The sequence below is a fragment of the Maridesulfovibrio ferrireducens genome (assembly GCF_016342405.1).
Classification (GTDB): domain Bacteria; phylum Desulfobacterota; class Desulfovibrionia; order Desulfovibrionales; family Desulfovibrionaceae; genus Maridesulfovibrio; species Maridesulfovibrio ferrireducens_A.
The window spans coordinates 160,178-171,544 of the sequence record NZ_JAEINN010000009.1; the positions used below are offsets into that span (position 1 = coordinate 160,178).

10 protein-coding genes are annotated in these 11,367 nt (G+C 42.3%); 1 reads left to right on the forward strand and 9 read right to left on the reverse strand.

Features of this window, described 5'->3' with window-relative positions:
- Positions 1 to 19 precede the first annotated feature (19 nt).
- The 9 genes from JEY82_RS11615 to JEY82_RS11655 all read right to left on the reverse strand — a co-directional run bounded on the left by JEY82_RS11615 (position 20) and on the right by JEY82_RS11655 (position 9,567).
- Positions 20 to 2,332: a methyl-accepting chemotaxis protein gene (locus JEY82_RS11615; protein WP_304085586.1), complete on the reverse strand. Its 2,313-nt coding sequence runs from the start codon at positions 2,330 to 2,332 to the stop codon at positions 20 to 22.
- A 252-nt stretch (positions 2,333 to 2,584) separates the two neighbouring features.
- Entirely contained in the window at positions 2,585 to 2,815 is a 231-nt protein-coding gene (locus tag JEY82_RS11620) for a hypothetical protein (RefSeq protein ID WP_304085587.1), read from the reverse strand.
- Between the two features lie 175 nt (positions 2,816 to 2,990).
- Entirely contained in the window at positions 2,991 to 5,081 is a 2,091-nt protein-coding gene (locus tag JEY82_RS11625) for a ribonucleoside triphosphate reductase (RefSeq protein WP_304085589.1), read from the reverse strand.
- A gap of 558 nt (positions 5,082 to 5,639) precedes the next feature.
- Entirely contained in the window at positions 5,640 to 6,056 is a 417-nt protein-coding gene (locus tag JEY82_RS11630; protein ID WP_304085591.1) for a MarR family winged helix-turn-helix transcriptional regulator, read from the reverse strand.
- A gap of 15 nt (positions 6,057 to 6,071) precedes the next feature.
- Positions 6,072 to 6,818, reverse strand: a complete 747-nt coding sequence (locus JEY82_RS11635) for a sulfite exporter TauE/SafE family protein (protein WP_304085593.1) — start codon at positions 6,816 to 6,818, stop codon at positions 6,072 to 6,074.
- A 156-nt stretch (positions 6,819 to 6,974) separates the two neighbouring features.
- On the reverse strand, positions 6,975 to 8,099 hold the full coding sequence (locus JEY82_RS11640; RefSeq protein WP_304085595.1) for an amidohydrolase family protein: 1,125 nt from the start codon (positions 8,097 to 8,099) through the stop codon (positions 6,975 to 6,977).
- Positions 8,100 to 8,158: 59 nt separating this feature from the next.
- Complete coding sequence (locus tag JEY82_RS11645; RefSeq protein WP_304085597.1) at positions 8,159 to 8,875, reverse strand: cytochrome c biogenesis CcdA family protein; 717 nt, start codon at positions 8,873 to 8,875, stop codon at positions 8,159 to 8,161.
- A 4-nt stretch (positions 8,876 to 8,879) separates the two neighbouring features.
- Positions 8,880 to 9,248: a co-chaperone YbbN gene (locus JEY82_RS11650; protein WP_304085615.1), complete on the reverse strand. Its 369-nt coding sequence runs from the start codon at positions 9,246 to 9,248 to the stop codon at positions 8,880 to 8,882.
- Between the two features lie 85 nt (positions 9,249 to 9,333).
- Positions 9,334 to 9,567 (reverse strand): thioredoxin family protein, encoded by a 234-nt coding sequence (locus tag JEY82_RS11655; RefSeq protein WP_304085599.1) that lies wholly within the window; start codon positions 9,565 to 9,567, stop codon positions 9,334 to 9,336.
- Between the two features lie 365 nt (positions 9,568 to 9,932).
- Here JEY82_RS11655 and JEY82_RS11660 point away from each other — a divergent pair, with 365 nt between their 5' ends.
- On the forward strand, positions 9,933 to 11,177 hold the full coding sequence (locus tag JEY82_RS11660; protein ID WP_304085602.1) for a hypothetical protein: 1,245 nt from the start codon (positions 9,933 to 9,935) through the stop codon (positions 11,175 to 11,177).
- Positions 11,178 to 11,367: the final 190 nt, after the last annotated feature.

Genomic DNA, 11,367 nt, shown 5'->3' on the forward strand with positions numbered 1-11,367 from the left:
GTCTTTTAATCTAAACTTATCAATCCTGCATTCTTGCAATGGTCGTGTTCAACTCCTGCGCAAGAACTGTCATTCGACTTACTGCTTCAGCAGATTCAGTCATAGCCTGCGATGTTTCTCCGGCAATAGTATTAATCTGACTGGTTGAACGGCTGATTTCTTCACTTGCTGCCGACTGTTCTTCAGAAGCAGTTGCAATGCCGCGCACCTGATCACTTGTTTCAGATATACTAGTCACAATCTCTTTCAGAATCTCACCGGACTGATTCACCAGATCGGTAACTTCCAAAATAGATTCTGTAGATTTTTCAGCACTCGCTATATTCTTACGCGTGCTGTTCTGAATTTGAGAGATATAAGATCCAACTTCAGTTGTGGCTGTCATGGTTTTTTCTGCCAGCTTCCTTACTTCATCAGCAACAACTGCAAACCCGCGCCCGGCTTCTCCTGCTCTTGCTGCTTCGATAGCAGCATTCAAAGCAAGGAGATTTGTCTGATCGGCAATATCGGTGATCACACCCATAATATTTCCGATCCCTTCAGCCTGAATGCCGAGTTCGGCCATATCCTTTCTCAAAACTTCAGAAAGATCACGCACGTCAGTAATCGTTTTAACGGCCTTAACAACCATGTTTTCGCCATCAAGCGCTCTCTTCTGAGATTCATCAGCAAGATCCGCAGCGGTAGAAGCATTCTTGGCAACTTCAAAAACAGTTGAGTTCATTTCATCCATCGCGGTTGCAGCTTCGCTGGCCATAAAGCTCTGTTCTTCTGCCCCCTTACTGGACTGCTCTATCTGAGCAGACAAGGCTTCCGAAAAACTGGCAACCTGATTTGAAATGTCCGTGGCACTTGCCGCAGCTTCAGAAATCACAATATTTTTTTCTTCAATCATGCGCTGCTGTTTTTTGATACTGGTCATATCAACAATCATGGTGAATGTTCCAATCAACTGCCCGTCCAGATCAAACAAAGGAGTTGTATTCACCTGAATATTATGGGCAGTCCCGTCGGCAGCTTTGATATCTGCTTCTACATTAAAGAATGCCCTGTTCTCGGCGATAGCCTTGCCTGCAACTGTTTTTCGCGATGGGTCACGGTAAAGAACTTCACCAACGCTTTTACCCAGATAATCTTTTGGCGAACCAGGCTGACCTGCCAGATCAAGAAATTCCTGATTCAAAAAAAGAGCCTTTTCATGAGGATCTGCAACAATGCACGGGATAGTCATTCCCTTAAGGACCCCTTCAGAAAATCCAAGCTTGTTTTTAAGTTCGCCAACCATGTGCTTCACATTATTGGCAAGATCAAGAAGTTCACAGGTGAAAACGCCTTCAAGCTCAGCTTTAAAATTGCCCTGCCCTATTTCATGAGTAAAATCCCGGATCAAAGCCATGGGAGTAATAACCTGTTTACGGGTGGAAAAAATAATTACCCCCACCAAAAGAATTGTCATGACAAGACCCATAACAATTAAAATATTTCTCTCATGAATTGCGGCCTGTGTTAAATCTGAAACATACGCAGACATGCACACAACCCATCCAGTCAAGGGAACAACTCTGAAAGACTGAACTTTCTCTTTACCCTGCCAATCATAAGAAATAAACCCGCTATCAGATGCAATACTTTTCCTTACAAACTCATGTGACGACATATTTTTCCCAATAAGGGAATCATCTTTATGCCCGATGATAAGGCCATCCCCATCCAAAACATAAGCATACCCATTTTGGCCTATAGAAATATCATCAAGCAACTCATGGGAATATTTACCCCAATCCAGTCCAATAAAGAACCCTCCGAACAAACGTCCGGTCATATCTTTCAAAGGGGCAGCCATCATAACTACCTGTTTATTATCTTCTTTTGACTTAATAACATCTGAAATAGCTGAATCAGCACCGTCGAGAATCTTTCTAATATATTCTCTATCACCCACATTCAGTCCAGTAAGATCCTTACCGTTACTATTCAGGCCATAAAGGACCTTCCCCTTTTTATCAAAAGCAGCCATGGCAATCATGCCGCCATGATCCTGAATTCTAGCCCGCAAAGAATTGACCACGCCACCACGAACATAAGTATCAACAAACGCGCGACGATACTCTTGATTGTTAGTATATCCCTTGAGATCTAGTAACGAAAGATCTACAAAACGATCCGCTTCCTGAACTAACTTTTTATTCAGAATTTCCATATTCTGCTTTTGAATATCAAAAACAGCTGTATTGGTCATTGAACTGACAACGATAACAAACGCAGCAATGGACAATGCCACAATCCCTGTGATTAAAATCGAAAGTTTTGTATTAATACTTTTTACTTTCACAAGACTACCCCCTTTAAAAAGATTCAATCCTCACGGCTATCACACCTAGAAACGTCCCCCCCGACGTTAATATGCCCCAGTTACCACAATTAAGATTAGATAGTCGCAATTATACATTCAATAATGCATAATTATAACGTAAAATTCTTTTTTGAACGTTTTAACTTATCCGTTGAAACGCAATCAATTCAATTCCCACAAAAAAACCGCCTTGTTTCCACAAGGCGGTTCCTGATTTGATTAATGATAAATCTACTTCTGCTTATTATATTCCTCGAGCATTCCCGTAAGCCTACCTAAAAGTTCCCCTCGTTCCTGAGCAACTTTTTTCCACTTTTTCTTTTCGCTTTTTAAAGCTTCAATGGTTTGAAGAAGATCCTGTATTGTGTTCGCCGGATAACCATGCTTCGCAAAATTACCTTTACGAAGTTCTTCATCGTTTCGCTGGCGCAAGGCCCGAATCTGGCTGGAAGATAGTATCATAAATTAATAAGAGGTTATAATTTTACTGTTCACACATACAAATTACCTTCGCACGGGAACTTCTGCAAGGGATTGCAGAAAAAACATTTCATGCTCAATTATTAATAAAAAGGTCCGGAAGAGAACTCCCTTCCGGACCTGACGATCATTAATCTATTTAACAAATCTAAATTAATCAGATTTTATCAACCACAACTCCACCATTCACTCCGCATCCGCAAGAGGAATGACCGTATTCTGATCTTTCTTTGTACTCTTGCTGCTTACCTTTATTCCACCGGCTGACAGGACGATAATAACCCACAATACGGGTATATACTTCCGCATCCTTGCCGCAAGTAGGACATTCAAAGTGTTCCCCGTAAAGATAACCGTGATCTTCGCAGATTGAGAAGGTCGGAGTTACCGAGATATAAGGGATCTTTGTATTTGTCATGGCTTTGAGTATGAAATTACGCAATGCCTTGGTATCCGAAACAGCTTCCCCAAGGAAAGTATGAAAAACTGTTCCACCATTATAAAGAGTCTGCAATTTATTCTGATGTTCAAGAGCATAAACAACATCTTCTGTCGCGCCTACGGGCAGCAAAGTGGAGTTTGTATAATAAGGAACATCGTCTCCGGAAGTATAAATATCCGAATAAAGATTCTTATCAATCTTGGCTAAGCGGTAACAAGTGCCTTCACCGGGAGTTGCTTCAAGGTTGAACAGATTGTCTGTTTCTTCCTGAAACGTAACTACGAGATCACGAAGATGGTGCAGAACACGCTGCATCAATCTAACCCCGGCATCCGTTTCAATCCCTTTGCCAAGCAGATTTTGACAAGCCTCAGCTCCACCGATCAAACCGATTGTGCTGAAATGCCCTTTGAATCCGTTCTTCAGGTAATGCTGGGAGAACGGGAACATACCGCTGTCAAAATTGGCGGAAACAAGTTTACGTTTGAACTCTAGAGAATCCTTGGCAAGAGTCGCATACTCAGCAACCAGATCAAGGAAGTCTTCTTCACCCTGAGCAAGATAAGCAAGCTTAGGCAAATTCAAGGTAACAACACCTATAGAACCGGTCAGGTCGCCTGCTCCGAAAAGACCACCGGTCTTTTTACGGATTTCGCGGACATCCATCTGCAAACGACAGCACATGGAGCGGACATCTTCTGGATTCAGGTCGGAGTTGATAAAGTTCTGAAAATAAGGCGCACCGTATTTGGCTGTCATTTCCAAAAGGAGCTCGCCAACTTCTGTTTCCCAAGGAAAATCAGGAGTCACGTTGTAAGTGGGAATAGGGAAGGAGAAAATACGTCCGTCAGCATCACCCTCGAGCATTACTTCAACAAACGCTTTATTGATCATTTCCATTTCAACGGCATATTCACCATATGTCGTATCTTGAAATTCTCCGCCGATGATAACCGGTTCGCTGGCAATATGTTTCGGAGGAACCATATCAAAAGTGAAGTTTGTGAAAGGACTCTGTCCACCCCAGCGAGAGGTTGTATTCAGATTAAAAATCAATTTCTGGATAATCTGCTTAACACGGGCATAGTCGATCCCATCATATCTGATGAAAGGAGCAAGATATGTATCTACGTTGTTAAAAGCCTGCGCTCCAGCCCATTCATTCTGTAATGTTCCAAGGAAATTGACCATCTGTCCGGTAACAGAATCAAAATGTTTAGCCGGAGAAGACGAGCAACGTCCATGAAGACCGAAACCTTCGATAAGAAGATCGCGCAAAGACCAACCGGCGCAATACCCGGCAAGCCCGAAAGAGAGATCATGGATATGAAAATAGCCATGTTCGTGAGCAAGTCTGATTTCTTCAGGATATTTTTCAAGACAATAACGAGCCTGAACAGCTCCGGACATATGCAGCATTAATCCCTGAAAGGAATGCCCCATATTAGAATTTTCATTCACCCGCCAGTCTGAACGGTCCAGATAACTTTCGATAGTTCCGGTGATATCCAGATAAGCTTCGTCCTGCTTACGCAGTTCACGTCTTTTTTCACGATAGATTATATAACGTTCAGCAACGGAATAAAGACGACTCTCCATCAGCACCAGCTGAACCATATCCTGAACTGTTTCCTGCTCAGGAACGTCCATCTCAGCGAGCTTCTGCTCAACTTTTTTACCAAGACGCTTACTTAACAACGGATCTTTGATCCCGCTGGCTTTAAGCGCCTTGAAAATTGCTTCAGAAATTCTGGCTGTTGACCAGGATTCAAGTCTTCCGTCACGTTTTAAAATTTGTTTTGGCATCAATATTACCTGTTAAGGGGTTGTCCGCACAGAAAATTATCCACAGTACAAAGCACAAGAATTAGCGCAGCTTAAAAGCTGCCGAAATACAAGGCTCCCGCTTGGATATTATGATCTGAGCTTGTGGCGCAGGCGGCCCGGAAGGCACATCCCGCAGGACTTTGAACCGGAGACCCTAAGTGTCAAAAACACGGGGCATCCGGAAATGGGAAAAATACCTGCAAAAGGCAGGCAGGCTTCAGTCAGGGGGCTGGCTCTTAATTCTCCTTAACGAAGAAATTATACAGCGGCAGAACCGCCCCGGAATCTAACCGGGTTCCCTGGAATGGTCCGAGATTGTCGGACAGCTGAAGTACAAACACGACTTAGGGGATTCTAACAAACCTTCGAATTGGGTCAAGAACTTCTAGACATTTTATCGAAAGTTTCCTCTCAGCCCTTGGGAGAGTAGGGATGAGAAGGCAACGAACACAACTTATCCACAATTGTTCATTTCTTGTTCATAACTTTTTAACAATCTGTTTTTATGACAAAATATTTATAACAATTTTAAATAACTCAAAAAGACTTATTCATTTTCTCCAAACAGCTCAAAAAAACTTCGCGCTCTGAATCTGACATTTCAGAAGTAAGCTCATCAATCAGACGTAAATGCAACCGATCATGCTCTGCAAACATAGCTTCGCCAGATTCGGTCAATTCAACAACAATTGATCGGCGATCCGAGTCGTGAGGTTTACGACAGACAAACCCCTTACTTTCAAGCCTGTCGACGAGAACAGTCAAAGTTCCGGTAGTTATGCCCATAAGTTGCGCAAGCTCTTTCATCCGTTTGGGTTTATGAATGCCGAGCACCTCAAGGATATGCATCTGAGGCAGGGTTACCCCTTTCCCACGCACGATATCATGCTCCCATGATGACAACTTTTCGTAAAATTCTATAACCGAGTGATTAAGCTTGCTTAAAAGGGCCACTGACTCTCCATTTCATTACATCGTTGTATAGCTGTATATTCCAAAAGCTATTGTCATTACACCCGCAGTTCTCATAACAAGAGGTTCCACCCAGCCCTGCTCCAACGTACGGACAAATCCGGCTGCTTTATAAATTGCATAAATCACAACGGAAAGCGCAATAGCGGTTCCAAGTGCATAGCTTGCAAAGACTGCTGTACCCTTCAAAACACTGCCGGAATCAAGAGCATACGAATACATAATTGCAACAGTCGGACACGGCACTACCATATTAAAAAAGCCTACAGAAAACAGTCCCCAAAAAGTCACACTGCGAATTGCAGATTTTGATTCAGAGTGATGATTTCCGCACTGGCAATCATGCTCGTGCCCGTGATGATGGTCAGGATCGTGGTTATGACTGTGCTCATGGTCATGTCCTTGGTCAGGATCATGGTCATGGCCGTGAAGCAACTCCGGCTTAATAATTAAAACAGCCCCCAGAGCGACCAAAACACAAACGGTGATAACATCCACGACGTAAGTTAGCGAAGCAGGAATCGTCAAGGATATCGACCCCAAAGTAAAGCCGATAACAAGACAGGCAAGAGTTGTACCCATAATAAAAGCAGAGGTCAGAGAAAACACGCGCCCGCCCTTCTTTTCCCCATAAATAAAAGGTGCAAGAATAAGCCATGAATGACCGCACGGATTAATCCCGTGAATAAGTCCCAGAAAAAGGCTGCTTTGCAATGCGACGAGAAATATTGTTTCAAATTCCATAAGAATCCCTTTGTTTTTTTGTTTGATATTCAAACAATCAGTGTTTCAAGGTTTCTTGCATAGACTTAGTTTGATAGTCAAACAATATTTTCATAAAAAAACTTAGCCTCCTTGAAGAAACTCAGTCCTATTAGTTGGTATAAAACCATATTTTAATTACTTAACCAGCACCCCATAAGCCTTTTCGGCATTCTTATAGGCTATTTTTTCCGCAACATCGCGAGGCAATTGTCCGAGAACAACGCGTTGCAGGAAAACAACAGATAGATAGTCTTTCCAGAGTTTTTTCATATGTGCATCAGTTGCAGCCAGAATTCTGTCCTGAAATCTAATCAGAAAATCGCGCCACTCGGGCTTCAATTTCATACATTCCAACATCGGTCTTCCGATTTTTTCAAGTTTATCAGAGTCCTGAAAGTCATCCATAAGAACGTGCTTTTTGGACATTGTCATATACACATTGGGATGACGCTCAAGAAATTCCGTGGCCTGCTCTACTGAAGCAAAGGCCATATGCGGAATAATAAATATCTGGTCAGGCCAGTCACGATACAGCTTATGAAAACGGGGAAAATCGCGTTCAGGAGCATAAACCTCAAAATGAGTCATCAGCGGAGTTTTGATTTCGGAAAGACGGGTCAAAAGTTCTTTTGTGCCCCGAAGAGCAGGATCAGTATACCTTTCACCTGAACTATATGTTTTACCAGACTTTTTATCAGCATGAGTATAAAGAATCTCGCCCACAAATCGATAGTTGTGGTCCACAATTCCCCTCATCGTCGCATCAATAAAGCGAGAACTGACATCACGCTTATGCCTGAAATATTTAGGAGCACCGAGCACAATCAGATCAGGATTCTTCTTTGCAAGCTTCAGAACCGCTTTTTCATTCTGCCCCAGACTTTTTCTACTACGGGCGAAAAGCGCAAGTTTATCAACTCCAGCTTTACGAACCAGCATAATTGCCTGCTTCATGTTCACAGTTTCATCAATCTGCGACATGGCATCAAAAAAAGGACCGTCATAATAATCCACACCTGAGGGAATTCCCTGATCAAGACGAGTTACACAACGAGCATAAATCTTGTTCGCCTTTTTCCACTGGTACTCACCATCAGGAGCAACTCCTGACTCCAATTGTCCGAACAGTTTGCGGCCCAGTTTATCTTTAAGACACTCCGACATCGTCGGACTGAGATTTTTATAGGGAGCTAAATCCACCGCCCCGAGAGTTGTCGGAATCAGTAATAGCCAGATAATTAAAAAAAGGAGTTTTCTCATTATGATTCCTTCCTTTTTACGAGTACGGTGTTGCCATTTTCAAAGGCAGGACAATTTCATCAGTCCATAAAATTAATATTAACAAAAGGTTGAACAATAAAATAGATGCCCATGCCTGCGATAAGAACACCCGCAAAGCGGCGAAACAAAGTCCCGCCACGTTGCCATGTACTACTGGACAACATTTTTTGAACCAGAGCCGCTGATCCACCGGCAACAGCAATAGGAATACAATGCCCGAGACCAAAAAGGACAATAAAGACAATACCAGTAAAAATCTTTTCCTGCACTGTAATAACAGCCAAGATAGGAGCAATAAAACCAAAGGTGCATGAGCCGGACAGCACGCCGTAGGCAAGTCCCAAAATAAAGGCCCCGGACATCCCTTTAACCTTTAACTTGGACATGAGCCCCCCAGACATAGAACATCCCGAAAATCCCAGCATGTCCAAAGCAACCCAGATAAGAACAAATCCGACTATAACCGTCCAATATGGGCCGACATCGCCCAGCATACGCCCGAGAAAAGCGCATATCACGCCAATGACCGCGATTGTAATAAACAGCCCCACAGTGAAAACCACGGCATAAAGAGTGGCCAGTTTACCCTCAACTAATTTATTCTGACCGGCGACATACCCGACAATTAGCGGAATCGATGCAAGATGGCAGGGGCTGAAAAGCACGCTCACCATTCCCCACAAAAAACACCCCGCCGCCCCGAGAATTAGGCCACCGGTCATCCACTCATTAATAAGGATAAAGAACTGATCCATACGGTTACTCTACGCCCAGCCCTTTAAGCACTTTTACAATTTCTTCCTTACTGAAATAACCCGTGTGACGCATTTTCTCTTTGCCGTCTTTGTCATAAAAAATCTGAGTCGGTATGGTACTTATACCAAATTGAGAAGCTTCATCGGGATTTTTCCAGACATCAATAAAGACAATCGCCGCTTTACCCTCATACTCCTTCGACAGAGATTCGATAACCGGAATCATCATTTTACAGGGCACACACGCTTTAGCCCCAATATCAACCATTGTGACCATACCTTTAACGGGAATCGCCTGAGGAGCTCCGGATATAAGTTCTTCCGCTGTGGGATTTGCTAAAGAACTCGCAGGGACAACTACGCTGAGGAGCATTAGAACTAAAAAAAATTGTTTTATACTCTGATTTACTTTCATACAAAAACCCCTTTTGCTCACCCGCAAGGGCTGACCTTTAATATTAACCAGTTATCCAACCGAGAACGTCATTCTTGCTTGGAACTCTTCCAACAATCTTCACTTCTCCATCAATCGCAACAGCAGGAGTGGAAAATACCCCATAAGAAGCAATTTCTTGAAAATCTGAAATCTTTACAACTTCAATTTCAAGCCCTGCTTCAAGCACAGCTTCCTTCACTATTTTTTCAGCCTTCGCACATTTGGGACACCCAGGTCCCAGAACTTGAATTTTCATACTTATTCTCCTTTTAGATTGCTAAAGAGCAACATCTTTTGGCAAAAAAACCAACATCACTACTATGTTCACGATTTGCTTGTTTGCTTATTTGGCAATTTAGCCAAATATTTCTTTTTGTCAACTATACCTCCTGACCGCTGGCACAACACATGCATATTTTTATTATAAAAAGCAAAATTTGCCTATGAATATTGCTGAGTCCACTATGAATTAAGCAACCAGGTATCCGACAACAATATTATCGGACTTCACCTCATGCCGGACAGAATTGAATTACAAAGCTGATCACCTGTGATTACAACATGTTCCTAAAGCTTCTACACAGTTTATCAGCTCATTGTGGACTAAATGCGGAGACCAAAATGGATAAACGCGAGCACAATAAACTTTTCAACGAGTATGAACTGGCATCAATGCTCGAGAATAATATAAACAGCATCAAATCTCAGGTGAAGGCCATCAAGGGGAAAGATTTTCTTAATACACCTGCGGATAAAATTATCGGTCGGCTGGTTATAAAAAATTCATTGAACCAGTTAAAGCTTTACGAACACCTTATACGCGCACACCTCCCGATCAAATGCAAGATCGACATTTCGGACGACTCTTTAAGATTCACCGACGGTAGAAACCGTCAGAGTTTTATCGATGGTATCAAGGTCCGTATTGAAATCCCCTTCTCCGGGGATGATAGACTTTGGCAGTTGCAACCGTCCGTTTTCCACGTGGGCGGTGGACCGGCTTTCAAAGTAAAAAAAGGCAGGATCGTCAAAGACTATATCCTGCCACAGCATGCAGACCATGATCAGGTCAAATCTGAATTACTGCAAAACCTAAGCGAGATCAAAAAATATCTTCACTGGCAGGACATGGATATCCAGCGATACAAAGAGGCAATACGTAAAACAGCTGAAGAGGCTGTAGCGGAACGAAGAGCCAAGTCAGTGGACTTCAGCCCTATCGACGTACGAAAAAAACTTTGTTGCTCTCATGGGAACCGTACTGACAAAAAAAATGAACCAACACTCTCTGAAAAAGATTTCATAAATATTATCAAAGTAATCAGACATACTGGATGCAGTTGCGAAAGGACGCCCAAAGTTTTCAGGGTTCATAATGAAAACGAGTTGCGCGACATCATCATTTCCACCCTCAACACTCAGTTTGAGGGCAACACAAAAAATGACATTTTCATGAAAGAAGGAAAGACATCCATATCCATCTCACAAGATGGGAAAAGTGTCTTTGTTGGCATTTGCAAGATATGGAGCGGTGAAAAAAGATTCATGAAAACCATCGATCAGCTTCTGAACTGTGAGTCATGGCAAAGCTGCAAAACAGCTCTAATCATATTCAATAAAAACCAAAAAGATTTTTCAGAAGTGCTGAATCTCGCAATGCAGATGATAATGGCACACCCGAATTTCATATCCTTTGACAATGAGTTTGATGAAAATGAATGGCATTTCACAATGCAAGCCAGAAATGACAAATCATGCAGAATAAGTATGCGTGTAATGATTTTCAATCTCTATGCCGAAAGAATAAAACCATGCCTGCGCCTAACTAAACAGGAAATGGATTTCTTCAAGGCCGGAGGTAATTAGCCTTCCATTTTTATAAAAGTTTTATTATCTTGACAATCAATAAAAACTTGCCCATTTTTCCAAATACTTATCTTGTGATGATAAATTATTGTTTGTATTTTAATAATGCTCACTGATCCTGCCACACTTTTCTGGACAGTTAGTTAAGCCACAAAAATATTTTCCTGACAGTTGATTTCAAATTCATCAG